The 25,030-nt window shown below is 55.1% G+C and carries 22 protein-coding genes; 13 read left to right on the plus strand and 9 right to left on the minus strand.

The genetic code is table 11. From position 1 onward, the window contains the following. Positions 1 to 4 precede the first annotated feature (4 nt). The 3 genes from AC05K6_RS03335 to AC05K6_RS03345 all read right to left on the minus strand — a co-directional run bounded on the left by AC05K6_RS03335 (position 5) and on the right by AC05K6_RS03345 (position 1,153). Positions 5 to 208 (minus strand): DUF2613 domain-containing protein, encoded by a 204-nt coding sequence (locus AC05K6_RS03335; protein WP_448306868.1) that lies wholly within the window; start codon positions 206 to 208, stop codon positions 5 to 7. Positions 209 to 307: 99 nt separating this feature from the next. After that, positions 308 to 856: a universal stress protein gene (locus tag AC05K6_RS03340; protein WP_293790573.1), complete on the minus strand. Its 549-nt coding sequence runs from the start codon at positions 854 to 856 to the stop codon at positions 308 to 310. Positions 857 to 913: 57 nt separating this feature from the next. After that, entirely contained in the window at positions 914 to 1,153 is a 240-nt protein-coding gene (locus tag AC05K6_RS03345) for a hypothetical protein (protein WP_293790576.1), read from the minus strand. Between AC05K6_RS03345 and AC05K6_RS03350 the strand changes: the two genes are divergently transcribed. Then, on the plus strand, positions 1,152 to 2,132 hold the full coding sequence (locus AC05K6_RS03350; protein WP_476727761.1) for a glycoside hydrolase family 3 N-terminal domain-containing protein: 981 nt from the start codon (positions 1,152 to 1,154) through the stop codon (positions 2,130 to 2,132). The two genes, AC05K6_RS03345 and AC05K6_RS03350, sit on opposite strands and share 2 nt — an antisense overlap. Before the next feature lie 42 nt (positions 2,133 to 2,174). Then, a complete protein-coding gene (locus AC05K6_RS03355; protein WP_476727762.1) occupies positions 2,175 to 3,935 on the plus strand; it encodes a VanW family protein in 1,761 nt (586 codons plus the stop codon). A gap of 226 nt (positions 3,936 to 4,161) precedes the next feature. On the opposite strand, the gene AC05K6_RS03360 is transcribed toward AC05K6_RS03355, so the two are convergent. Together AC05K6_RS03360 and AC05K6_RS03365 are read right to left on the minus strand one after the other, a co-directional pair. Next, on the minus strand, positions 4,162 to 4,470 hold the full coding sequence (locus AC05K6_RS03360; protein ID WP_448306871.1) for a hypothetical protein: 309 nt from the start codon (positions 4,468 to 4,470) through the stop codon (positions 4,162 to 4,164). Positions 4,471 to 4,514: 44 nt separating this feature from the next. Continuing rightward, positions 4,515 to 4,874 carry a hypothetical protein gene (locus AC05K6_RS03365; protein ID WP_293790586.1) on the minus strand — a complete coding sequence of 120 codons (360 nt, stop codon included), beginning with the start codon at positions 4,872 to 4,874 and terminating at the stop codon, positions 4,515 to 4,517. 381 nt (positions 4,875 to 5,255) lie between these two features. Here AC05K6_RS03365 and AC05K6_RS03370 point away from each other — a divergent pair, with 381 nt between their 5' ends. The 7 genes from AC05K6_RS03370 to AC05K6_RS03400 all read left to right on the plus strand — a co-directional run bounded on the left by AC05K6_RS03370 (position 5,256) and on the right by AC05K6_RS03400 (position 13,853). Continuing rightward, positions 5,256 to 6,083, plus strand: a complete 828-nt coding sequence (locus AC05K6_RS03370; protein WP_476727763.1) for an ABC transporter ATP-binding protein — start codon at positions 5,256 to 5,258, stop codon at positions 6,081 to 6,083. Between the two features lie 9 nt (positions 6,084 to 6,092). After that, on the plus strand, positions 6,093 to 8,495 hold the full coding sequence (locus AC05K6_RS03375; RefSeq protein WP_476727764.1) for an ABC transporter permease: 2,403 nt from the start codon (positions 6,093 to 6,095) through the stop codon (positions 8,493 to 8,495). A 257-nt stretch (positions 8,496 to 8,752) separates the two neighbouring features. Continuing rightward, the gene (locus AC05K6_RS03380) at positions 8,753 to 9,850 is read left to right on the plus strand and encodes a hypothetical protein (RefSeq protein ID WP_476727765.1); all 1,098 of its coding nucleotides are present in this window, start codon (positions 8,753 to 8,755) and stop codon (positions 9,848 to 9,850) included. Further along, positions 9,805 to 10,239: a sugar transferase gene (locus AC05K6_RS03385; protein WP_476727766.1), complete on the plus strand. Its 435-nt coding sequence runs from the start codon at positions 9,805 to 9,807 to the stop codon at positions 10,237 to 10,239. The genes AC05K6_RS03380 and AC05K6_RS03385 overlap by 46 nt, the downstream gene beginning before the upstream one ends. 1 nt (position 10,240) lies before the next feature. Beyond that, positions 10,241 to 11,290, plus strand: coding sequence for a glycosyltransferase (locus tag AC05K6_RS03390; RefSeq protein ID WP_476727767.1), 1,050 nt, complete (start codon positions 10,241 to 10,243; stop codon positions 11,288 to 11,290). A gap of 9 nt (positions 11,291 to 11,299) precedes the next feature. After that, positions 11,300 to 12,541: a hypothetical protein gene (locus AC05K6_RS03395; RefSeq protein WP_476727768.1), complete on the plus strand. Its 1,242-nt coding sequence runs from the start codon at positions 11,300 to 11,302 to the stop codon at positions 12,539 to 12,541. Positions 12,542 to 12,614: 73 nt separating this feature from the next. Continuing rightward, the gene (locus AC05K6_RS03400) at positions 12,615 to 13,853 is read left to right on the plus strand and encodes a hypothetical protein (RefSeq protein ID WP_476727769.1); all 1,239 of its coding nucleotides are present in this window, start codon (positions 12,615 to 12,617) and stop codon (positions 13,851 to 13,853) included. Here AC05K6_RS03400 and AC05K6_RS03405 read toward each other — a convergent pair whose 3' ends face one another. Then, positions 13,854 to 15,032, minus strand: coding sequence for a glycosyltransferase family 4 protein (locus tag AC05K6_RS03405; protein WP_476727770.1), 1,179 nt, complete (start codon positions 15,030 to 15,032; stop codon positions 13,854 to 13,856). Between the two features lie 75 nt (positions 15,033 to 15,107). On the opposite strand from AC05K6_RS03405, the gene dcd reads away from it, so the two are divergent. The 3 genes from dcd (at position 15,108) to galE (ending at position 18,328) form a co-directional block, all read left to right on the plus strand. After that, on the plus strand, positions 15,108 to 15,674 hold the full coding sequence (gene dcd / locus AC05K6_RS03410; protein ID WP_293790601.1) for a dCTP deaminase: 567 nt from the start codon (positions 15,108 to 15,110) through the stop codon (positions 15,672 to 15,674). 97 nt (positions 15,675 to 15,771) lie between these two features. Further along, entirely contained in the window at positions 15,772 to 17,148 is a 1,377-nt protein-coding gene (locus tag AC05K6_RS03415) for a UDP-glucose dehydrogenase family protein (protein WP_476727771.1), read from the plus strand. A 118-nt stretch (positions 17,149 to 17,266) separates the two neighbouring features. Continuing rightward, positions 17,267 to 18,328, plus strand: coding sequence for a UDP-glucose 4-epimerase GalE (galE, locus tag AC05K6_RS03420; protein WP_476727772.1), 1,062 nt, complete (start codon positions 17,267 to 17,269; stop codon positions 18,326 to 18,328). On the opposite strand, the gene AC05K6_RS03425 is transcribed toward galE, so the two are convergent. Further along, entirely contained in the window at positions 18,312 to 19,565 is a 1,254-nt protein-coding gene (locus AC05K6_RS03425; RefSeq protein ID WP_448306881.1) for a pyridoxal phosphate-dependent aminotransferase, read from the minus strand. The genes galE and AC05K6_RS03425 overlap by 17 nt on opposite strands. 88 nt (positions 19,566 to 19,653) lie before the next feature. Continuing rightward, positions 19,654 to 20,430, minus strand: a complete 777-nt coding sequence (locus AC05K6_RS03430; protein WP_476727773.1) for a hypothetical protein — start codon at positions 20,428 to 20,430, stop codon at positions 19,654 to 19,656. Positions 20,431 to 20,574: 144 nt separating this feature from the next. On the opposite strand from AC05K6_RS03430, the gene AC05K6_RS03435 reads away from it, so the two are divergent. Beyond that, on the plus strand, positions 20,575 to 21,216 hold the full coding sequence (locus tag AC05K6_RS03435) for a DNA-3-methyladenine glycosylase (RefSeq protein ID WP_476727774.1): 642 nt from the start codon (positions 20,575 to 20,577) through the stop codon (positions 21,214 to 21,216). A gap of 127 nt (positions 21,217 to 21,343) precedes the next feature. On the opposite strand, the gene AC05K6_RS03440 is transcribed toward AC05K6_RS03435, so the two are convergent. Beyond that, the gene (locus tag AC05K6_RS03440) at positions 21,344 to 24,937 is read right to left on the minus strand and encodes a (Fe-S)-binding protein (protein ID WP_476727775.1); all 3,594 of its coding nucleotides are present in this window, start codon (positions 24,935 to 24,937) and stop codon (positions 21,344 to 21,346) included. Positions 24,938 to 25,030 lie beyond the last annotated feature (93 nt).

Below are 25,030 nucleotides of genomic sequence, written 5' to 3' on the forward strand. Positions count from 1 at the left end.
CGCCTTATTCTGCGCGGCCGCCGTACTGGACTGCGCCCAGGAAGGCATTGTCCTGGTTCACGGCGATCTGCTCATCGGTGGGGAGTTCAGTGGTGTCGGCCATTGCGCCAGCACCGAAGGTTGCGGCGCCGCCCAGAACCAGGCCTGCGACTGCGGAGGCGACCAGGGCGCCCAGGCCGCGACGGGTAGAGGCAGTTTCGTTAGCCATGTGATTTCCTGTTCCTAGTGGGACTGTTGTGGTTTTAGCGTACTAGCTTCTTGTTGATCGTACCCAATGAAACACGTCACAAACATTCGTTTGCGAAAACTAGTCCTCATCTTCAATGGGCGGGACAATCAAAACGGGGCGACCAGCGTTCTTAATGATGCTGTCCGACACGCTGGACTGCAGGAAAGACTTCCAACCGGAGAGGGCGCGAGTGCCCGTCACGATCAGATCCACGTCCAGTTCATCAGCTGCGTCAACAATGGCGCTCCAAATAGCCGTTCCGGACTCTACCAGAAAGGGTTCGGTAACAAAACCATGGGAGTTGGCCAACTCCACGCCCTCGTTACAGGTGTTGACGGCCTCAGCGTAAGCCGGATCATCATCCTCTGGATGCTCGCCGGTCTCGTTGGACCAGTCGTGCTGCATCATGCCGCTCATGCCCGCCGCACGTGCCGCCTGGCGGTGGATAGGCTCCCAGACCGTCAGGATGTAGGCGTTCTTCGCCGACAGGAAGCGCCCGGCGTGCTCCACAGCTCCGCGGGCCTCGGCGGAGCCGTCATAGGCGATGAGTACGGTATCGCCGCTCGCGTCAAAGGTTTTGTGCTGTGTTTGCTGCGCTTGTTCTGCCTGCTGTGCTTGTTCGGTCATGTTGCTCGCTCCTTGATATGCGCCCTTCGATTGGTGCGCTACACGTTGCGTTTGTTACTACGTTAATACTATGCCCCGTAGACATGTAGCCATTGGCGCCGTTGCTTGCGCTCTTCTTGTTGCCTCAAGCGCTTGTTCCTCTTCGACGCCCACTGACCAGCCCACCGCATCCTCCACCTCTGCCAGCACGTCCGCTGCTTCCTCTTCCGCGGGCTCTCCGCCGACCGGCAGTACTGCCGCCGAGGCGGAGAAACAAAAGGCTTGCACACAGGTGGAGAACAAGGCCCCGAGGGACATGGCTGGCCGAATGCTGGCTGTGGGCGTCACTAGCTACGAATCTGCAGAACAAGCCATCGACGAAGGCGTGCGCCACCTTTTTATCGGCTCGCAGACTGATCGCTCAATCCTCAATGGCCAAGGTGATCCCGCGCGTAGCCTGGCAGCGCTGGAGAAGCGCGCGGGTGAACCGCTGACGGTGAGTGTGGATGAGGAAGGAGGGCTGGTGCAACGCCTATCCGAGATTATCGGCGAACTCCCCAGTGCCAAGGAGATGGCGGAGACGATGAGCCCCGACCAAGTGCGCGACCTTATGGCCGAACATGGCAAGAAGATCCGCGACCTGGGCATTACCGTGGATTTCGCGCCAGTGGTGGACTTGGCTGGCGGGCAGAATGTCTCTGACAATGCGATCGGTTCCCGTTCCTTCAGTGCCGATCCGAAGATTGCCGCGGACTACGCACGGGCCTACTCGGAGGGGTTGCAGGAGGCCGGTGTGACTCCTGTCCTGAAGCACTTCCCAGGACATGGTCACGCGACGGGAGATTCGCACATGGGTGCGGTGACCACTCCGCCCCTGGAGCAGATGCAGGCTAAAGACCTGCTACCTTTCCGGGAGCTGATCGACGTTGACGGAATGGCCGTCATGGTTGGCCATGTACAGGTTCCGGGACTCGGCGAGGGTCTGCCGTCGTCCGTGAACCCTGCCGCGTACAAGCTGCTGCGGGATGGTGGCTACGGCCCGCAGCATGACGCCGCAGGTTACAATGGCGTGATTTATACCGATGACCTGACCGGAATGAAAGCTGTGACGGATCGCTACCCTGGTCCCGAGGCAGCCGTTGCCGCGCTGGCAGCCGGTGCGGATGTGGCATTGGCAGCGGCGGGTGCGGTGGAGATCCCCGATGTGGTGGAAGCCATCCGCAAGGCGATTGACGATGGGCGGATTCCGGAAGATCATGTGCGTGATTCTGTGAATCGCACTTGTAATCCGCGATAAAAGAATTCCCTGATCGGGGGTATTCACGATAGACTTACCTGCGTGAATTCTCAGGATCAGACGAGCAAAGGTCGCCCACACGGCCAGCACCGTGCGCAGGTGGGGGACGGGAACCGTCCCGTCAAGCCCCGCAAGCGACGAGGCATTCCGTGGTGGGCTTGGTTCTTTATCGGCTTGATCGGTTTGGGGGGCATCCTCTACGGCGTAGATCTGGCCATGAGTGAAGGCAAGGTTCCCCGGGGCGTAACCGTCGGTGGCGTAGACATCAGTGGCGTGGATAAATCCCAGGCTGAACAGCGCCTACGTAACGACCTGGGGGAGCGTACCCGACAGCCGGTCACTGTTCTGGCGGGCAATATGAGTACCAAGCTTGAGCCCACACAGTCCGGCATGCAGGTGGATTGGGGTGCCACGGTGGATCAGGCAGGGCAGCAGCCGCTGAACCCTATTACGCGTATCCGCTCGTTCTTCGAGACCCGCGAGGTGGGCATCATCTCGAAGATTACGGATGAGAACCTCAACCGCTCCCTGAATCGCGTGGAAAGGGAACTAACCCGCGACCCACAGAATGCTGAGCTTTCCGTTAATACCGAGGGCAAAGCTGACATTAAGGAAGACAAGCCGGGGCAGACTGTGGATCGGGAGCTGCTAAGTTCCGAGGTGCGAGACAACTGGCTGAACACTGATGGTCGCGTGAACGTGGAGGCGACCATCACGCCGGCTGATGCTGATAAGGACGCAGCCGAGCGGGCAGCCAAGCAGTACGTGGTGCCCGCGACGGCGAAGAAGTTGGTGTTCCATGGCCGGGAAAAGGTCGATGGTGTAATCACCCCACAGAACTGGCATGACATTTTGACCTTCAAGGTGGAAGGCGGTGAGTTCATGCCGCAGTGGAATACCGAGAAGGTGCAGGAGATCCTAGGCGAACAGCTTTCCAGCACTGAGGTGGAATATCGGGACGCTAGCTTCGAGTTCCACGGCGACGATATCGAGGTGGTGCCGTCCAAGGATGGTGTGGCTATTCAGTGGAAGGAAACGCTTGGCGACTTCCAGGCCAAGGCTCTGGATAAGAAGAAGCGCGATCATCAGGTTCTCTACGAAGAGAAGAAGGCAAAGTACACCACCGCACAGGCCAAGAAGGCACACTTTGACGATGTCGTCGGCACCTTTACCACTGGTGGCTTCAGTGGTTCGTCGGGTACCAATATTCGCCGTGTAGCGGAGATGGTGGACGGCGCCATCGTTCTGCCGGGCGAGACATTCTCTCTGAACGGGCACACGGGGCCGCGTGGTACGGAGCAGGGCTTTGTGGAGTCCGGCATTATTATTGACGGTCACGCCGGCAAGGCTGTGGGCGGTGGCATTTCACAGTTTGCGACCACGCTGTATAACGCTTCTTACTTCGCGGGCATGGAAGACGTCGCCCATACCCCGCACTCGTATTACATTTCCCGCTATCCGGCTGGCCGAGAGGCCACGGTGTACGAGGGGGCGATCGACCTAAAGTTTAAGAACCCATTTGATACTCCTGTGCGCATTAAGACGCGTGTGAGTGATGGCGACGTCACCGTGGAGCTGCGTGGCGTGAAGCAGGTGGATGTGGAATCCATCCCGGGTGAGCGGACGAACCCGACCTCGCCTAAGAAGATTGAGCTCGATGGTGACGAGTGCTCGCCATCTTCGGGTGCTCCGGGCTTTACCACTACCGATACACGCGTGGTAAAGGATTTGAAGGGTAAGGAACTATCCCGCGAAACCCAGCGCACGGTCTACGATCCCCAGCCGATCGTGACCTGTAGGTAGTTGGCTACTGGCTCTAGGCCATTGGAAGCACGGGAGCACTAAGCCTTGTGTAGAGAGCAGTGAATGATGTTGTGCGGCAGGGCTCATACTGTGGCTTCCACGGCGGAAAGATGGCGCGGGCGAGCACAAGTAGGCCTTTAGTGCATGCGAAAAAGGGGCGGGAACGAATTTTCGTTCCCGCCCCTTCGGCTATTCAAAGCTTAGAGCGTTGAAGTTCTAGCAGGGCTTACTTGATGATGCCCTGGTGCTTCAGGTAGTTACCGACGCCGATAATAGCGCTGGCGATGGTGCCAGCGAAACCAGCAGCCAGGCCAGCCCACAGCAGAACGCCCCAACCGGTGAGGTCCTTGCCCTTGGAAGAACCAAAGATCTCTGCAGCGGAGTTCTCCTTGTCCTTACCCAGGGAGTCACCGATCTTGGAGCTGAGGGTGACGCTCTCCTTAGGGGTGTCGGTCTCAGCGCTTGCAACGGCGGTGCCGGTCAGAGCTACGGAAGAAGCGGTGGCCAGAGCCAGAGCAGCCTTGCGAATGTTCATGGAAGTTCCTTTTCCTATCTAAGTGGACGTGTGTCGGTTTCTGCTTAGCGGTTGATGCCGTAGCGCAGGAAGTTGTAGATCGGAGCAACAACCAGGCCGAAGACGCTGATTGCGGCGGTGGTGATGAGCAGGACGTCAGCAGCCTTGGCCCACGGTGCGAGGTTCTTGCTGGTCTCTTCGTTGTTCTTCCAGCTGTCGGAGCCGAAGATGTCCTGGCCCTTTGCCGGCTGATTCCACTTCATCTTGTCCTCGGGGTCGAGGCCCTTGCGGATCTTGCTCAGGGTGTCGTTGTCGGACAGGGTCACGGTCTCGCCGTTGTCCTGAGCAGAAGCAACGGAAACGCCGGAGATGGCGACGGTGGTAGCGGTAGCAACAGCCAGAGCTGCGTTGCGGAACTTACGCATCTGGATACCTTTCGTGTGTGGTAGAGAACGGTTTTGGCAGAAAGTAGATCCAGTCACTAGCCATAACGTCAGTGTCTCGATCATTTCCTGAACTTTCGCTGGGAACTCTACAGGAACTGCTAAGTGTCTGCACCTCTGGGGAAAGTGGGGGGAGGAGAAAGGGGGAGCGCAGTGGCTAAGCCACAGGTCTGCTTGCTAGTTTTTGATCTTGGTGTAGCTTGCAAAAATGCAGGCGGGTCGATGCGTTGACTTTGCTCGGTAAAATCCCCGATCCCGGCGTCAGGGGTGGGTAGGGCGGTAGGCGGGCTCGGTTGAAAAACTGGTGACGTAAAACGGCCAGAATCGAATGAGGAATCGTTACTTCAGGGAGGCTCTTAAAGAATGGTAAGCCGAAATCCTGAAAAGGTTTATACGGAACTTAACCCGGCGTTGGTAGTGCAGAATCTTACGTATTCTGTTCAAAAAGCACGCGGTCGGCAGGAGATACTTCATAACATTTCAGCCCCATTCCCCGCGAATAGATGGACTTCCATTATGGGGCCATCAGGGTCCGGAAAGACTACTCTGCTGCATAACCTGGCTGGTTTGGTTACTCCGGAGCGGGGACTTGTTCGTATGTATAAGGGCGCCACAAATCTTCCTGTGCATGAGGATGCAAATCGTGGGCGCGCAGTAGAGATTTCTCGTTGTACTGAGTCTGAAAGGGCGAAGCTTCGCTGTAGTGAAGTGTCCGTGGTATTTCAGGACTTTAACCTCATCCCAGTCTTGAACGTCAGAGACAATATTAATTTATCGCGTCGGCTGGGAGGCCTACGTAATCGGATGTCGAAGTCGGCGCCTGCTGCATCGAAGCCTGGTAAGCAAGGGTGGTTTGACTACGTTGTGCAAACTCTAGAAATTCAGGAGCTTTTGAAGCGCCTCCCTGACCAGCTTTCTGGCGGACAGCAGCAGCGAGTTGCCATCGCACGGAGCCTTTACGTTAACCCTGAGGTTTTACTTGCCGATGAACCAACAGGAAATCTCGACTCCGAAAATAGTGATCGAGTATTAGAATTGTTAAGGCTGGCGGTTGATGAGTTTGGGCAAACGGTCGTAATGGTTACTCACGATGAGCAAGCTGCCGATAGAGGAGATTTCGTTCTAAGGATGTCTGACGGCTTAATTCGTTCCGTCGCTACAACGTCAACTTTTACTTCGGTGCAAGGCTAGGCTTAGATTTTGTTTCGTATTGCATTGCATCAGCTCCTGCGACGTCCGCTGCGGTATATTTCGCTTTTTCTTGCGGTCGTTATCGCGGTCAGCCTTTCGGCGGCGACAGTTGGTCTTATTACGTCCATCAAGTCGTCGGTTGAGCAAACGTACCTAGCACCCTATGACAGCGCAAATATTGTTGCAAAGGTTGACGGTGCGAGCTCATCAGACATTGAATTGATTCGCTCCAAGGTAAGGGAACAGGGTGGCGAACTCACCTTTGATCGTCACCTTTCTGTTTTAGCTAAGGGGGCTCAAGCTACCGCATATGAGCCCATGCAGCTTCAAACGCTTCCTCGGGAAGAATCCCTATCTTGGCGGAAGGTATTTGAGGGGCGGCTCCCGCGTGGTTCCCATGAGGTTGCTATCAGTCAGAATCAAAGGGTTCCTGGCGCGATTAATCCGCTGAAGCTAAATGATGAAATTAGCCTTGGCTTCGAAGAAAATCAGACCTCTGATACCGGGTCTAAGCTGGATTTTCGCAAGGCCAAGATTGTAGGAATTCTAGAGTCGGACGCCACGGGTCAGTTTTTCGGTATGCGTTCTGTTTACTCAGACGCTGCACTGGTTCAAGAGTTTGCCCCTTCAAATCAACCTCTTGAAGGAGAACTCCGGATTTCCGTGCCGAAGTCCACGGAACAAACAGGTATAGAAGCCTTAAAAAGTCTTAATCTCGAACACGTAGAGTTTTACAATTCCGCAGAATACGGACAGCAACAAGCAGACAAGTACGTAGGCGAAAGGCAGTATTACTTCATCCTGCTTGATGCATTTATGTTGGTTATCGCCATCGTTGCGGGCTTGGTCATTTTTAGTTCCTACCAGGTGATAACCGCTCAAAGAGTCAGAGAGTACGGACTTCTCCGTGCACTTGGTGCCGATGACCAGCGTATTCTTCGCTCCGCAGTTTATGAAGCGATAGCTCTCGCTATTGTGGCTTGTTTGGTAGCCGCGCCAATCGGGCAATGGCTCATCGACCTTTCCCGGGAACGGGCTTTTGATTTAGGAATCCAGCTCCCGCTGGAGGAGACTCCGGTGCCGGCCTGGATGTTGGGCTTGATTGCTGCTGGAGCTATCATAGTCACCCTCGCAGGGTGTATACCGAGCGTAAACAAGGTATTGAGACGTGAGACCATAAGCAGTCTGCGAAACGCGAATAATTCGGGGATAAGTTCCTCAACGGTTGTTCTGGGGTTTATCGCTGGTGTCGCTATTCTTCTGGTTTCTACATTCGGTATGCACTTCCTGGTCTCCGCTGCTCACGAGGGTGAGATTTCTCCGAAGCGGCTGGTGTTGGCGATTATTCTGGGGTCAGGGATAGTCCTTGGAAGCATGTGCATGTTGGCAACGTTGCTTCCTGTCATATACCGACGCTTGGGCAACCTTGTGCCGTCACTAGGGTTCAAAATCCCCATGCGCTACGCCGGCATGCAAGCATTGCGCTCCGCTGCGCTTATCATCATGATCCTCTGTAGCTCCGCGCTGGTAGGTGCCGTATTTACGGGTGAACAACGTATTTCTGAGCATTTGGAGACGAAAGCGGATTCTTTAGATACGCCAGATATCACCCTTTCGCCGTTACAGGGGACTAGTCCCGATAACGTTGGTCAAAAGTTAGCTCAAAGCGAGGGTATCTCTGGCTATGTTAATACTTGGACGGTTGGCGCGAGCTCCACGGATGCCGTGGAAGGTGCAGAGCCTGCTCAAGCGGTATATCCGGAAGAGCTTGCTAAAGTAATTCCGGGGATTTCAGAAGAGATCTTGCGTGGCAGTATTTTGGTGGGAATTGATTCTTCGCTTCGAACGAGTTTCACGGAAAATGAAACCACTGCAATTAGGGTGAATGGGCAGGATACCTCCGTAACGGCAAGGTTTATTAATTCTGAAGTGTCCTACATAGATGCTAGATTGCTAGAGCAGAATGGGATTCGGTTCAAAGATGGAAAATCGAGTCTCATGCTAGCGTTTGAAAAAGAGAGTTCCACCGGTTCCTCTTCTACGGTGAAAACGGGTATCGGCTCGCTCAGCAAGGTCTTGTCCTCTGATAATGAAGAGTATGTAATTCGTCAAGGGTTCGTTGCAAAAGAAAACGTGAGAAATACAGCGGTTCGCCTAACTTCGATTTCTATTGTTCTAATTATAGTGAGTCTGATTATAACAATCACTGGGTGCCTAAACTCCATTGCCTTGGCTGTACGTGAGCGGGCGGAGGACTGGCGCCTTTTGTCGGCGGTTGGTTCGAGCAGGCTTCGGCTCCTGCGTTTCGGAGTGATGGAGCTCGCTTTGATTCTGATCCCAAGCGCCGTGGTCGGAGCTATTGTAGGATACCTGGCAGCGGTTCAGATCGTGCAGACCATTGGGGTACTGTAATAGGTGAAGACCTTTAGTATCAGGACTCCAAAGCTTGAGGAAAAATTTTAGTTGTTGGGTTGAACTGAGGCGATATTCGTGAATGGCGCTGACGTTCAACGCAACAGGTGAGTGCCCCTTTCTCAAGGAATGACCAAATACCTCGAATATCTCATTTTATCATCAGTAGGGTGTAGGTCATCCCTGCTGGGAAAAGACGATTCCTTAAGTAGTGAGAAGTGGTTAGTAGGTAGACGGCCTTCTTGAGGGAATGACCAATGATGAAAAAGAGTAGTCCTATAGCTGAAGGGCAACAGGCTACGGAGCAAATTCGACGGCGCCGGGATCGCGATATGCAGACGCTTCGTCCCGTAATTTTGCTTGACGTAGTACTCATAGTAATTGCTGTCGCGGTAGCACTATTGATTGCTCCGTATGTGATGAAGTGGGAGAGAGCGGACGCTCGTGTCCTATGGGCGGACAATTGGGTAGTAATACTTGTAGTATTTCCAGCTTTTATTACTTATATTTTGTGGCTTTGCCGTGGCTATGATTGGCATGTGCGGTTCGATGCCAATCGGATTCTCCCGATCTTGGCTAGATGTGCGGGCTATATGGCTCTCTTTGGTGGCGTGGCGGGAATTGGTTTCCGTTCCGATAAACTCGCGGTGATTGGCGTACTTTCTGGGCCTTTGGTTGCCTTGTTTGTCTATGCTGGCCGAAAACTTTCTGCTTCTAGGGCTCGAGCAATTCGTATTAATGATCCGTCTCGCCTTGCGATAGTGGGCGCTTCGAGAGATATCGAACGGATTCTTAAAGGGAATTTTCACAGGCGTTTTCCGCTTCATCGTGTAGAGATCTTGCTGGTAACAGATGGCAAGGAGAATTTAGATGATCATCATTTTGCGGGTATTGGAATAGTCGACCTCGGAGCGACGGAAGATATTGCAGAGGCAGTGTCTCAATATCGCTGTGAGTCTGTCCTAGTCGCTACTGTTACTGATTTTGATGATAAAGAGCTGCGAAGGCTTGTCTGGAGTGTACGAGATCTCAGCGTTCGTCTCTACCTTGAGCCGATGTTGGGAGGTATCTCCGGAACTCGAGTTTCGGTTGAAAATCTTGGTACCCGTTCAGAATTGCAATTGGAAGGGCCTCGGTTTCGAGGTGCAAATGGAATTCAGAAACGCTTTATCGATATTTTAGTATCTTCTCTGGTTCTGATTGGAATGTCCCCTATTTTCGTACTTGTAGCGATTGCTATTAAATTGGAAGATGGGGGCCAGTCTTCTATAAGAGCGAGCGCATCGGCAGGTACGGTAACCCGTTTAAGATGTGGAAATTTCGAAGTATGTACGTTGATGCAGACTCTAAAGTAGAGGAACTCGCTAAGGAAAACAACATAGATCTGTTTCTCTTCAAGATGAAGGATGATCCTAGAGTTACTCGTGTTGGCCGGTTTATTCGTAAGACTTCGATAGATGAGTTTCCGCAGTTTATCAACTCATTGAACGGGACCATGAGTATTGTCGGTCCGCGTCCGCCCCTGCGCCGAGAGGTCGAGCGTTATTCGTCTGATATGCGTATGCGGTTGGAAGTCAAGCCTGGAATCACGGGTCTCTGGCAGGTAAATGGCCGTTCTGATCTTAGTGCGGAAGAAGCAGAGAACCTGGATCTCTATTATGCTGACAACTGGTCGGTTGGGTTGGATATAGCGACATTCTTCCGAACCTTTATAGCTGTATTGGCTTCCCGAGGAGCGTATTAAAATGAGTCACGAGCTGAAAATACTTCATGTAACTGAGTGTTATGCGGGAGGCGTTCGAACGGCGGTTAATGGGTATGCATCCCTAGATCTGCCCGTAGAGAATCACATCATACAGTCCGCTCGACGTCATCCTCAGAAGGTGTCTGCGCCGGATAGTGAAAAGTTTGTCACAATCTCTAATCTTCCCGAATCCCACCTAGGAGCTGTTCGTGCGGTCATCCGAGTAGTGAAGGAAGTCCGCCCAGATGTGATTCACGCACATTCGAGTTTCGGCGGTGTTTATGGTCGCCTCGCGGGGCTCATAACCAGAACTCCGGTTGTATACACGCCCCACGGTCTATCTTTTGAGCGACGAGATATTTCTAAGGGGAAGAGGCGCATCTTTCGAATTATTGAAAGGCTGTTTGCGCCGCTATCAACCGTGCAAGCTGGATGCGCTACCTATGAAACGGAACTCTTGGCAGGTCTGTCTAAGACCTCTTTGGTAAGAGTGATCCCAAACGCCATTATCGGCAGTGAGTTCACTAGCTCCCACGCTTCTGAAGTGCACGCGAAGGTCGATGAAAAGAAGATAACGTTTATTGGCCGCATTACAGAGGCGAGACATCCCGAAATGGCTATGGAAATTGCCGCTCTCCTGAAACCGCATGACATAGCTGTTCAGTGGATTGGAGACGGAGACCCAGAGTCTAAGAAGGCACTGCTTGAGGCTGGTGTTGATGTGACGGGATGGCTGGCGAAAGACGAGATGCAACAGGCGTTGCAGGGCGTCGATGTTGCCATTCATACGGCACGTTGGGATGGGTTTCCAATGGTGATTCTGGAAATGCTGGCGGCTGGTATTCCGCTATTGGTCGAAAACATTAGTGCGCTGCAGGAATGCCCAGCTGAGGTCAGGTTCGACACAGCCGAGCAGGCAGTGCAAAAGATCCTCCAAATATTGGAAGGCGACTTTAACGTTGATTGGTCAGCTGTGAAGGATCTTTATAATGAGGAATCGCAGGCGCGTAGTCTGTTGGAATGCTACCGACTGGCAGCAAATAAGGGTTAGAGTCGCGACATGTCGAAAAAAGCTAAACATAGGCTTGATTCCAGCGATAGCTGGGTGAGAAAGCTCTGCAGAGTTCTTGTTGGCGATAGGCTGCTCTCAACACCATGGGCGTTAGTGTTGATTGTGCTAGGGGCTGGAGTGGCTTCGTTGATTTCGATCAACAGGGCAAAGCTACTTCCTGATCAGTTTGAGTCTGATGCCAAACTTATCTTGAAGTTCGCCCGCAATGAGACGGATGAAGGTGGATCGTTTCGTACGATTGCCAACTTGTATCAGAGTCTCCACCTGGTGGATCAGCCAACGCTCGCGGGGCTCTTTGGCGTGTTCTTGGCTGCTTGTTTGGCTGCATTGATCGTATATCGAGTAGGAGGAATCCGCTGCAACGTTGTAGCTATCACGGTGCTCCTTCTATATTTGGTTTTTAGCGGAGTTTTCTTCGGGACGTACACCAAAGAAGTTATTGTGCTGATGGCGCTGATTGTGGCTGCGTCGTTAGCATCTCAATGGGGGACTGACCTTGTTCTCGTTGGAGTCTTAGCGCTGGTAGGCGCGTCTTTCCGACCTTATTGGGCGTTTATTGCGGCAATATACCTGGTGGTGAGGTTTGTTCCCCTTAAGTTCAAGCGGATTCGGTTCATCATACCGATGATGATTCTGTTTAACATCGGAAGCTCTTTGGTAATTTGGTTTGTTCTCAACAAGCCCGCTGACTTCTTCCGGAGCTCTGTAAATGAACCGAGAGTGCACACTGGAGAGGCGAACACCATCATTGTTCGCTTCATCTCGGATCTAGCAGAACCCGTTGGAGGTGTTGTTAACAACCTCCTAACAATGTTTAGCTTGATGGTGCCTGTCCCGCTGCTAGGAAGAGGCGGGCTTTATTACGTATTCATTGTCCTGGTTTTTGTTCTAATCTGGGTGGCCTTTGTCTTGGCCGTCAGAAGTAGGCCGGATCGTGAACAGGTTCTTGCATCCCGCGGAGTTGCTTTGTTCGCCAGCTTTGCAGTGGTACAAGGGCTTTTTGAGCCAGATTACGGCAGCGCTTTGCGCCACCTCTGCCCATTGATTCCTTTCATCTTCTTGATTTGGCAACCGGTGCTCAGCAAGAATGACAGCGAAAATGAATCTGGCGAGGTAGAAGACAAAAATAACGAAGACGAATCATCAGCTAGGGAAGGCGAGGCGGAGCGTACAGACAGTAACTCGGTCTTGAGCCTTACTCCTTTGGAGGAAAGAACGTCGGATACTTAGCTAAAGAGATTCCCGGGATGCTCCACCGCTTATCGATTATGGAGTCTCTTGCAAATGCGCATGGTCGCTACGGATGAATGGATACAGTCAATTGAAAATCGCAGCTTACCTCACGCGGTATAGGAGCAACCTTATATCAGTCTTTTGGTCTCTCGCCGGCCAAGGTTTGAATTTCTTTGCAATGTTGCTTCCCGTGCTGCTAAAGAGCGGCGAACAACTTGCGTATCTACTACTTCCTCTTTCGGCTGCTGCGATCCTAAGAATTGTATTCACAGCAGCATTCCATGTGCGTTATCTAACCATTGGGGCGGAAGACAGAATCGTTGCACGAAATCTGGCAAGCTTTGGGTTGACCGCTTTTTTCTTTCTGACGCTGCTTTGTGCTTTGGCTATGGCATCCATGAACGTTGATGCTGCCTTAGTGATCGCTAGCGTAGCATTGCTCACCTACTGCATTGGGTTCTATTTTGTCGCTGTAACTGTCCTGATATTCGAAAAGGAGAAGCAGACGTATGGCACGGGACGGCTTATTTTTGGTGTCCTGAACTTTGGATCGACTCTAGCGATGATTTGTCTTTTCGATTACGTCTTTGGCTTGGTTTTAGCCACAGCTTTGACAAACATCGTTGTAGCAGTGTGGATGCTCCACAAGAGCTCTCTTGGATTGCAAGAACTCTTCAGTATTAATTGGCGGATTGTTTTTTCCCGAAGAGCGGGGGCGTACCTGATCGCCAGTAAATCTGTAATCAGCTCAAGCTTGATCTCTGATTTGGGTTATCAAGTTCAGGGATTGTTGACACCGCTCATGGGGCCGCATAAGGAGCTCTGGGCTATTGTCGTGAGACTCTCTGGCGGTTTCGGAACATTGGGGCAGCAGATCCTCGCTCCGCTCTTTGAGATGAGAATTTCTGAGGTTTCACGGGAGAAACGTGCAGATAAAGCAAGGAAACTCTCGGTTGCCGCTCAGCTGGTTGGTGCGGGATTTGGCCTGGTTGTGGCCATTGCCTTGGCGCTTATCCTGGTGTTCCTGTACCCGGAAATGGTTACCGGTAATTCATGGCTGGTATGGATTTGTTTTGCCTACTGCTGGCTATTGTTAGCGTCGTCGCTGACAATGAAAGTGCCATATCTGCTAGGGCATGACCGCCATATGCTCTATTGGTCGATCCTGCGGCTCGTGCTTACTATCCCGCTTTTCGTATTCAGCGGTTCACTGCTATTGATCATTTTGGTGGCGGTTCAAGCTTTGGTTTCCTTGTACCTGATTTACATCACTGTACAGAAACCAAACTTTCACTCGGCTGCCGTTTAGCTAGCTATTGCAGTCCCCATCGGTAACTTCAGTTCCGCGGATCTTTTTGGCCAAGTCTTCCCAACTCAGACCAGTTTGTACTTGATGAGTCGCACTTGCGGAGAGTTTGTCGTAGGTATCGCGATCCATCGCCTTGAGTAGGGCTTGAGCGAAGGAATCCGAGGTTGTTTCCTCGGAAACGATACCGAACCCTTGAACTTGATCCGGCAGTGCACCTTGTGGCGTCACCACACAGGGAACGGCGTGGGCCAGAGCAAGGCTCACCGGACCCGATTGGCTGGCCTCAATGTACGGCAGGGCAAGAATATCCAGTCCGTCAATAATTTCGTCGACTTCGTCTTCCGGAATCCACCGAATATCCCAAATTGCTTGGTGACCGTTGGCGCCGTTGCGGCTATCTTCTGCGGGGCCGTTGCCAATGATATGAATCTCAAAGGATGGGGTATTTGGTCTGCTTCGGAGTAGCTTCGCCGCTTCAAGCAGTAGATCTATACCCTTGTAAGGCTGCAGTCTTCCAAACAATCCAATCTTAATTGGACGGTTATCGGGCAAACTCTTGGCAGTAATTTGGTTGCCATTGCCTGTGCCGAAAGGAGGGTGGCTACCTAAAATAATGGGCTTATCGGTCTGTGGCGAGAGGACATCTCGGACGGCCGTAGAGAAAACTGCAATTTCATTGGCTCGCCAAAGCTCGAGCTTTCTTCCTATCCTCTGCACCATAGACGATTCACCTGGATGGTGAGTTCCATCATGGATGCAGCTGATGTATTTAACGTTGCGCGGAAGCAGTAGCGGTACAGCAAGAGATTGGTAGACGCTTTCCATTACTCCGACGACCTTCCGAACACCGTTTCTCTTGATCCATCGACGAAGGCGAACAGAGTTAAAGAGTAATCGCGGGAGATTTAAGATAACTCCGATTTTGGTGTGGTACGTAGGAACCTCGAACGCGGGGATTGTGAGTTGAGCAAACCTAGAGGCGATCTCAGCATCCGGGTTGTAGGAAATGTTGGTTCTCGCCGAGGAATTCTCTCGCGTGCTGCCGACCGTGCCGACCATGTCGCCTCTTACGAGTTCAAACAGGAACCGTGGGCCGCCGCCAGTTTTTCCCCAATGCACCCAGAGGGTTGGCTGATCGAAGTCGGTATCGGTGCAGGAGGGTCTGCTAGAAGATGGCATGTGGTCATTGTAACTTGCTACCTAGCGTGTTCGAGTCGATCTACGCAACGGGAATACGGTCGTTAGACTGAATACGTGTTACTTTCAGATCGAGATATTCGAGTTGCCCTGGATAGCGGCCAGCTGGTCGTTGAACCACACGACGACGCCATGGTTCAACCTTCAAGTATTGATGTTCGCCTCGATGGGCTCTTTCGCGTGTTCAATAACTCCAAATACACGCATATCGACCCTAAGCTGCCGCAGGAAGAACTCACAACGCTTGTTGAAGTGCCAGAAGATGAAGCATTCGTCTTGCACCCGGGGGAGTTCGTCCTGGGGGCTACGCTCGAGCGCTTTGCGATTCCGCCGAACCTCGCGGGCAGGTTAGAAGGCAAGAGTTCACTGGGGCGCTTGGGGCTCCTGACTCACTCCACAGCCGGATTTATCGACCCGGGTTTTAACGGGCACATCACTCTGGAGCTTTCGAATACGGCAAATCTGCCAATCGTTTTGTACCCCGGTATGAAAGTAGGGCAGCTTGCGCTCTTTGAGCTGACGACCCCTGCAGAGTCGCCATATGGCACGTCGACGCTAGGAAGTAAGTACCAAGGCCAACGAGGGCCAACTCCTTCGAAGGCGTACCTGAATTTCCGTGATTAAAAAGGGCTAGAATGCGCCCGGCTCTCTTGTTAAGGGCAAGTCAAAAATAACTTTAACGTTACCTCTCGTTTACTTGCCCACTGTAGCGTCGTTCGACATGCGAATGACAGTTTTTGGTACCGGTTACCTTGGAGCAACTCACGCAGCATGCATGGCCGAGCTCGGACATGAGGTATTGGGCGTGGACATCGACGAAGCGAAAATTACGGCGCTTTCTGAAGGACGCGTACCATTCTTCGAACCCGGTTTGCCGGAACTACTGAAGAAGAATATTGATAACGGGCGGCTGTCATTTACCACCGATTACAGTGAAGCTGCCGGGTTCGGCAACGTTCATTTCATCGGTGTGGGGACGCCACAGCGCAAGGGATCTTATGCCGCGGATACGCGATACGTTGAAGCGGTGGTCAATGATCTTGTGCCATTGTTGAATGGCGAACACTTAATACTTGGAAAATCAACAGTTCCAGTTGGCACCGCTGTGCGGATGCAAAAGTACGCCGATCGGATCACTTCTATTCAAGGTGAAGCCCAGGTAGAAATAGCCTGGAACCCGGAATTTCTCCGGGAAGGACATGCGGTAAAAGACACATTGTCACCCGATCGAATTGTGCTTGGCGTGAGGGCGGAAGATAGTCGCGCAGAGAGCATCGTGCGTGAGGTTTATGAAAAGCCGCTCTCCGAGGGAGCTCCTTTCCTTGTGATGGATCTGCCCACCTCGGAGCTTGTGAAGGTCAGTGCCAATGCATTCCTGGCCACCAAGATCTCCTTCATTAATGCCGTCAGTGAGGTTTGTGAGGCAACGGGAGCCGATGTAACTGCGCTTGCAGATGCCATTGGAATGGATGATCGCATTGGACGAAAGTTCCTGGGAGCTGGCCTCGGGTTCGGTGGCGGTTGCCTTCCCAAGGATATTCGGGCGTTTATGGCACGGGCTGGCGAGCTGGGTGCAGATCAAGCACTCACATTCCTTCGCGAAGTGGACGCGATCAATATGAGGCGTCGCGAAAAGACTGTGGAAATGGCTCGCCAGTCCCTGGGCGGCTCGTTGATCGGCAGGAACGTGACTGTACTGGGCGCTGCATTCAAACCCAATAGTGATGATGTGCGGGACTCGCCAGCATTGAGCGTGGCGGGTGCGCTAAACCTCGCGGGTGCGGCCGTGACGGTCTACGACCCGGAGGCAATGGAGAATGCGGCGCGGGTGTTCCCTACGCTGAGCTACGCTGCGAATCTGGAACAAGCACTTGCAGGTGCTGAGCTGGTCATTCTTGCTACCGAATGGAAGCAGTTCCAAGATTTAGATCCAGAAGCGACCAAGCAATTGGTAACTGTTGAGTCGGTAGGCCGAGAGCAAACGATGCTGGGGATGAACAAGGACGTTCAACCGGTGATCATTGACGGCCGTAACTGTCTTTCCCGTTCTGCGTGGGAAAACGCAGGGTGGCGCTTCCTTGCCCTGGGGCGGGGATAGGCATCGCACAAGGGAGGTTGGTTTAGGCCTTGGTAGAGTTTTGGGGAGCTCTTCATCTTTGGCGTAGCCGCTGGGGGTGCCTGCAAACCGTTTCCATCCGTCGTCCTTGAGGAAAACAATGAAGGTCTTAATTACCGGAGGAGCCGGCTTTATCGGTTCCACAATCGCAAGCTGTTGTGCGGATAATGGGATCGCGCCAGTGATCCTGGATGACTATAGTCGCGGGCTGCGTGTGTTTGCCGCGCGTCATGATCACTATGAAGGTGATATCGCCGATGCACGGGTTATCGAGCAGATTTTCGCTGATCACCCGGACATTGAGGACGTCGTCCACTGTGCGGCGAAGATTGTCGTGCCGGAATCGGTAGCCAAGCCACTTGATTACTACGACAATAACGTCGGGAAGTCGATCGTTCTGTTGCGAGAGCTGGCTCGTCACGGTGTCAAGCGTTTTATTCTAAGCTCCACAGCATCCATGTACGGCTCTAGCGATGACTACATGGTTGAGGAGTCGGCGGCGATTGACCCGCAAAGCCCCTATGCAGCGTCTAAGGCGCTGTTTGAGCGCATCATGAGCGATTTCGCAGCCACGGGCCAAATGCAGTGTTTGGCGCTGCGTTACTTTAACCCTATTGGTGCTGATCCACAGATGCGCACAGGGCTGCAGGACCCTAATCCCACCCACGTGCTGGGCAAAATGATCGAAGCGCACAAGGCTAATGGAGAATTCACGGTCACCGGTGTGGACTGGCCTACCCGAGACGGATCCGGATTGCGGGACTATGTACACGTATGGGACCTGGCGAGGGCACACGTGGCTGCCCTTCAGCGTTTCGACGGAATCATGAGCGAAGCTGCGAAGGAGGCTGAATCCAATTCTGGTAGCCTGCTTAACGCAAACTACAACATCATCAATTTGGGAACTGGCACTGGAACTACCGTGTTCGAGCTCGTAGATGCTTTCGGAAAAGCAACAGGGCAGCCCCTGAAGTTCAAGACGGCCGAGGCCCGAATGGGAGACGTTGTTGGCAGCGCTACTTTGACTGGTAAGGCTGAGCGCCTTCTAGATTGGAAGGCTGAGTTGAGCATCGCCGACGGCGTACGAGATTCCCTCAAATGGTCGGAAAAGCTTCCTTCCGTCCTGGAAGAAGAATCCCAGACAGCTACTGCCGGTAGCTAGCCAAGAAGTTACCCAAGCGCTCGATCGCCGCGCGCAGGTCACTGGCCCACGGCAGCGTAACCACGCGGAAGTGGTCCGGAGTCGGCCAGTTGAAGCCCGTACCCTGCACCAAATGGATCTTCTCGGAGCGCAGAAGATCGAACATGAACTTCTCGTCGTCGTGGATCTCGTGCACATTCGGATCCAGGCGCGGGAAAGCATATAGCGCGCCCATTGGCTTCACACAGCTCACGCCCGGTATCTCATTCAAGGCTTCGAAGGCCGCATTACGCTGCTCCAACAGGCGGCCACCCGGCAGCACCAGATCATCGATAGACTGACGGCCGGAAATCGCAACCTGGATCGCATGCTGCGCCGGCACGTTCGGGCATAGGCGCGTGCCAGCCAGGACATTCACGCCCTCGATAAAGCCCTTTGCATGCCCCTTCGGGCCCGTAATAACCATCCAGCCAGAGCGGTAGCCTGCCACGCGGTAGGCCTTGGAGAGACCGTTGTAGGTGATGCACAGCAGATCCGGGCACAGTGATGCGACGTTGATGTGCTGGGCGTCGTCATAAAGAATCTTGTCGTAAATCTCGTCTGCCAGAATCAACAGCGAATGCTCGCGAGCCACATCCACGATCTGCTGCAGGATCTCGCGAGAGTACACAGCACCCGTAGGGTTGTTCGGGTTGATAACCACAATGGCCTTCGTGCGCTCCGTGACCTTCGCCTTGATGTCCTCGATGGAGGGCATCCAATCGTTTTCCTCGTCGCACAGGTAGTGCACGGGGCGACCACCGGAAAGCGACGTGGAGGCAGTCCACAGTGGATAGTCGGGGGAGGGGATCAGAACCTCGTCACCATCGTTCAACAGCGCCTGCATTGTCATGGTGATTAGTTCGGATACACCGTTGCCCAGGTAGACGTCTTCGACGTCGAACTGGGGGAAGCCGGGGATGACCTCGTAGCGGGAAACGATGGCGCGCCGGGCGCTGATGATGCCCTTCGACGTGGAGTAGCCCTGCGCCGTTGGCAGCGCGGCGATCATGTCGCGCATGATCACATCCGGCGCCTCGAAGCCAAACACCGCGGGGTTGCCCGTGTTGAGCTTCAGGATGCGGTGCCCGTCGGCCTCCATCCGTTCCGCCTCGGTGTTCACCGGGCCGCGGATTTCGTAGAGGACGTTTTGCAGCTTCGTCGATTGGTCCAACGTGCGCAGTTCGCTTGGGCGTTTGGGTCTACTCATTCTCCCCATTGTGCCATTGTGACTGCTGTTTTTATAGTTTTTTGACGACGCCACCCTGCGTATGCGCGACCGCGCGTATGTCTATCGGGGCGGCACACTACTCTTCGGCAGCGTCTGCGTCGGAATCGCTGTCAGTGCCAGTGTCGCCGGCGCCGGTGTTGGGGGAGCTATTGCCGTTGCCCGTGCCACCACCTGTGTTACCGCCGACGGCGCCTCCAACGCGGGGGCGGGGGCTTGAGCTATTGTTGCCGCGATTGCCTCTCGGAGAGGGGCGGTTGTCTCCGCCGCGGGACGGAGTAGAGGGTTTGGGGCTGGTAGATGGCTTCTCTGTTTCGGATTCCGTGGAAGTCGCTTCTGTCTGCTGCGGTTCCTGTGGTGTGTAGCCGTAGTCCTGGTACCCATTGCCGTAGCCCGATCCGTAGCCGGATCCCGCGTCGGGGGTTGGCTTCGTATCGTCGTCATCGTACTTGCCGCTGGTGGTGGGCTTCGGGTACGAGGGTTTCAGCTGTTCGGTGTTGCTGATGCTGCCGGGAGTGCCCGTCTCCGTGGATCGCATGGAGGTGTAGGCGCCGATGGCAACAATGATTGTTGCGATCAGGCCGAGAGTAAGAACCCAAGCCCAGAACGGCATGATCCCAAAGAACTTCCGAAAACCCGACTTTGGCTTTTCTTCTTCGGATTCCTCTTGAGACTCAGGATTTTCCGTGGGTTCAGTCGGCTTGCTGTTCGGAGCGTCTGCATCGTTAGTGCCGTTAGTGTCGTTACTGCCGTTACCGTCGTTGCTGACTTTCATAACAGAGGTTTCCTCAGCGTCGCTTACAGACTTCCCCGAGGTGAGGGGAGCGTTCTTGTCAGTCGAATCAGCGTCAGTCATGGAAAACCTACCTCTATCTTTAGGCGTGAGGCCTCTCTATGAGAATTCATTCTAGGGCACCATACGCGTGCGGTACATTCCCGGGCTGGACGGGGGCCGATTGCCGCTGCTCCCGCTTCCGGGTGCTTGCCTTAAACTTGCGGCATGACCGACGCTTCCACTAGTAACTCGATCGACGCTTTCAATGACAGTCTGATTGATTTCGACCAGTCTGCGGATGCCGTCGCCCCGTTGTTGTTGGGCGGCATTTTGCGTTTGGGGCAGGTGGCCATTCGGATCACGGAGGTAGAGGCCTACCTTGGGGAAACCGATCCTGCATCGCACGCTTTTAAGGGGCCCACTCTGCGCTGTATGACGATGTTCGGTCCTTCGTCTCGCTTGTATGTGTATGCGAGTTATGGCATTCACCGCGCCGGGAACTTAGTGTGCAGCCCTGATGGACATGCGGGCGGAGTGCTTCTGCGTGGTGGGGAAGTCATCGATGGTTACGAGGTTGCGCGTCGGCGCCGGGGATCTAAGGCTCTCGACGCCGCGTTGGCCCGCGGTCCCGGAAACCTCGGCCAGACGATGGGGTTCGACCTCGAGCTGAACGGGGCCGAAGTTCGGCAAGGCGAAAGCTCTAGGCCATCCCGTCTACCTGTCCTCCACTTTCAGCGCGCTACCGAAACCGTGGAATTCGTAGCGGGAAAACGTATCGGCATCAGCAAGAATGTCGATGCACCGCTGCGCTTTTGGATCCCAGGAGATCCCACGGTCAGTACCCCACGAGGTCGCCCAAGGGTATAGCGCGTGGCACTTCACGGGTGATCCGGAGTAGTCCGAACCTCACAGACGCAAACAACCGCACCTGCTCTTGCTGAGCAGATGCGGCTGTTGTTACCGGGAAATTCTTCCCGACTTCAGGCTTTAGACCTTAGGCGTTGGGGGCTCCCGGAGCGCCTGGCGCACCTGGTGCACCTGGGACGGTTGGCGTGATCTTGATGACGCCACCTTCCGTCTTTGCCTGAGGCTGCTCCTGATCCTTAGCAGGAGCGCTGTCCTCGGCTGGCGCCTCTGGTGCAGCTTGTGCTTCTGGCTCTGCAGGTGCTTCCGGCTCAGCGGGAGTCTCTGTCTCGGCTGGAGCCTCAGGTTCTGCAGGCGCCTCGTTCGCTGCAGGAGCAGCCGGTGCCGCAGCAGTGGTCGGTGCTGGTGCACCTGGAGCGCCTGGCGCGCCAGGGGTCATCGCACCTAGCTTGATGACGCCACCTTCAGTGCTGGCTTCCGACTGTGCTGGTGCCGGAGCTGCTGGTGCCTGTGCTTGTGGAGCTTCGGCCTCAGCAGATGCGGTCTCGGTGTCTGCCTGGTTCTGCGCTGGTGCTGCTGGTGCCGATGGGGTCGCTGGCGCCGGAGCAGAGGGAGCTGCGGGAGCTCCTGGTGCCACCGGTGCGGTTGCGCCGAGCTTGATCTTGCCATCAGAAGTCGTTTCAGCTGCTGCTGGCTCTTCCTTAGCAGGAGCGGACGGAGCTGCCGGAGTACCCGGTGCAGATGGTGCAGCAGGTGCGCCAGCGGATGGAGCGCCCGGTGCGGATGGAGCTGCCGGAGCGCCCGCGGACGGAGCTGCCGGAGCGCCCGGAGCAGATGGTGCAGAAGGAGCACCAGCGGACGGAGCCTTTGGAGCACCCGGTGCAGCAGGTGCGCCCGGAGCAGATGGTGCGCCAGCGGATGGAGCTGCCGGAGCACCTGGAGCGCCCGGAGCAGATGGTGCAGAAGGAGCGCCAGCGGACGGAGCCTTTGGAGCACCCGGTGCAGCAGGTGCGCCCGGAGCAGATGGTGCGCCAGCGGATGGAGCACCCGGTGCAGCAGGAGCGCCAGCGGACGGAGCCTTTGGAGCACCCGGTGCAGCAGGTGCGCCCGGAGCAGATGGTGCGCCAGCGGACGGAGCTGCCGGAGCAGATGGCGCAGCAGGAGCGCCCGGAGCACCCGGTGCAGCAGGAGCGCCAGCGGACGGAGCCTTTGGAGCACCCGGTGCAGCAGGAGCACTCGGTGCACTCGGTGCTGCAGCAGCGGCACCAGCGGCGGCGGCTCCAGCAGCGGCGGCGCCACCAGCAGCTTCCTTCTTCTTAGCTTCTTCAGCCTTGCGCTTCTTTTCCTCGGCAGCCTTCTTCTTGGCTTCTTCCTCAGCCTTGCGCTCAGCCTCTTCGCGGGCCAGCTTTTCCTCGTCTACCCAGCCACGCTCCGGCGCAACCAGGAACTCCGGAGACTTCGGTGCTGGCAGTTCGCCGTCAACCAAGACGGACTCGCGGAACATCTGGGCGATGTCCATAACCTGGGTGCGCTGGCTCTTGTCTTCGATGTCGGACTGACGGTTGTTCACGCCGTCCGTCATCATCGTCTTACAGAACGGGCAGCCGATGGCGATGGCATCCGAACCGGTTGCCAGAGCCTCGTCGGTACGGTTCAGGTTGATGCGCTCGCCCAGGTGCTCTTCCATCCACATGCGAGCACCGCCGGCACCACAGCAGAAGCCGGTATCGCGGTTGCGATCCATCTCCACCAGGTTGGCGCCGGAAGCGCCGATCAGCTCACGTGGAGCCTCAAAGACCTTGTTGTGGCGGCCCAGGAAGCACGGGTCGTGGTAGGTGACCTGGCGGCCACTCTGCGGTGCGGCAACCGGCTCCAGGCGACCCTCGCGGATCAGCTTGTTCAGCAGCTGCGTGTGGTGGACAACCTGGTAGTTACCGCCCAGGTCCGGGTACTCGTTGCGCAGGGTGTTGAAGCAGTGTGCACAGGTCACGACGATCTTGCGCTGCTTCGGCGGAACGCCGTCGAAAGCGTTGTCGAGCATTTCAATGTTTTGCTCTGCCAGCATCTGGAAGAGGAACTCGTTGCCGGCACGGCGGGCGGAGTCACCAGTACAGCCTTCGCCCTCGCCCAGTACGGCGAACTTCACACCGGCTGTGTATAGCAGGTCGGCGACAGCGCGGGTGGTCTTTACTGCGTTGTCGTCGTAGACGCCCGCACAACCAACCCAGAACAGGTACTCGGTGTCGTCGAAGTTCTCGATGTCCTCGCCGAATACCGGTACCTCGATGCCATCTTCCTTGGCCTTCTGGATCCAGTCGGAGCGCTTGTTGTTGTTCTGTCCCCACGGGTTGCCCTTGGTTTCCAGGTTCTTGAACAGGCCACCCAGCTCGGTTGGGAAGTCGGACTCAACGAGTACCTGGTAACGGCGCATATCGACGATGTGGTCGATGTGCTCGATATCGACAGGGCACTGCTCCACGCAGGCGCCACAGTTGGTGCAGGACCACAGTACGTCGGGGTCGATAACACCCATCTCGCCCGCAGCTACCAGCTGCAGCAACGGCATGTCCGCGTGGGCGTCAACAGAAGGGTCATCCAGAACGGCAGTGGTAGCGCCATCGCCGGAGAACATGCCACCGCTGTGCTTCTCGTCTTTGCGGGTGGCCTTCAGGTACGGTGCGGACTCAATGGCGTGGTCACGCAGGTTGGTGACCAGCAGCTTCGGGCTTAGCGGCTTCGCGGTGTTCCACGCCGGGCACTGCTCCTGGCAGCGACCACACTCGGTACACGAGGTGAAGTCCATCCAGCCCTTCCAGGTGAAGTCGTCGATCTTGCCTACGCCGATCGAGTCTTCCTCTGGATCTGCATTTTCCATGGTCAGCATGCGACCACCGGAGGTCAGCGGCTTCGCGGCGCCCAGGGCGTTGCGGCCGTCAGCGTTCCGCTTCAGGAAGATGTTGAAGAACGCCATGAAGCGGTGCCATGCCACGCCCCACTTGACGTTCTGGCCAACGATGAACAGCCAGATCATTCCGGAAAGCAGTTTGATTAGCGCGAAGATGGAAACCAGCAGTGGGGATTCCGGCAGAATCTTGGCGACCTGCATGGTGAAGAAGTCAGTTGCTACGTGGCCACCTTCGTAGCTGGCGAAGGTAGCAATCTTGGAGGACTTCACCAAGATCATGCCCAAGCCCTCGATGAGCACAACGGCCTCAACGAAGTACGCGGCCTTAGAGTTGGAACCGTAGAAGCGTGCCTTCTTATCTTTATCGCCAATCTTCTGACGGATGATGATCAAGGCGATAATGCCAAGGACGGTGCCCAAGCCCAGCAGTTCGTCCACGAAGTGGTACAGGCCCCAATCGCCGATGATTGGCCAACCGCCCTCGGGATCGAAGATCTGGATGTAGGCCTCGAACCACACCATGGATCCCAGCAGGAATCCGACCATGACCAGCCAGTGAGCAATCGCTACTCCCGGCTTCTTAGCCATCTTGGTGTGGCCGACGATCTCCTTAATCAGGTTCATCAGTCGGCCGGCGGGATTGTCCGTCCTCTTCAGCGCCGGTTGGCCGAGGCGGATCGTGGTAAAGATCTGCGCCGCGCCACGGATGAAGAAAATCCAGGCGGGCAGTGAAAGCAGCGCGCCAATGATGCCCAGTGGAACGGTGATGTTCCATGGAATGTCATTGGAGGTCGCCTGCCCTGCTGCAAGCAGGTCCATGTTGTGCTCCTCGCAAGTCCTGTATGAGCCACGGTGACTCAGTCAAGTAGTTCACATCCGAGCTGGAATCGGAATATGTATGAACTAATTACT

It is taken from the genome of Corynebacterium sp. TUM25020, from assembly GCF_056388495.1.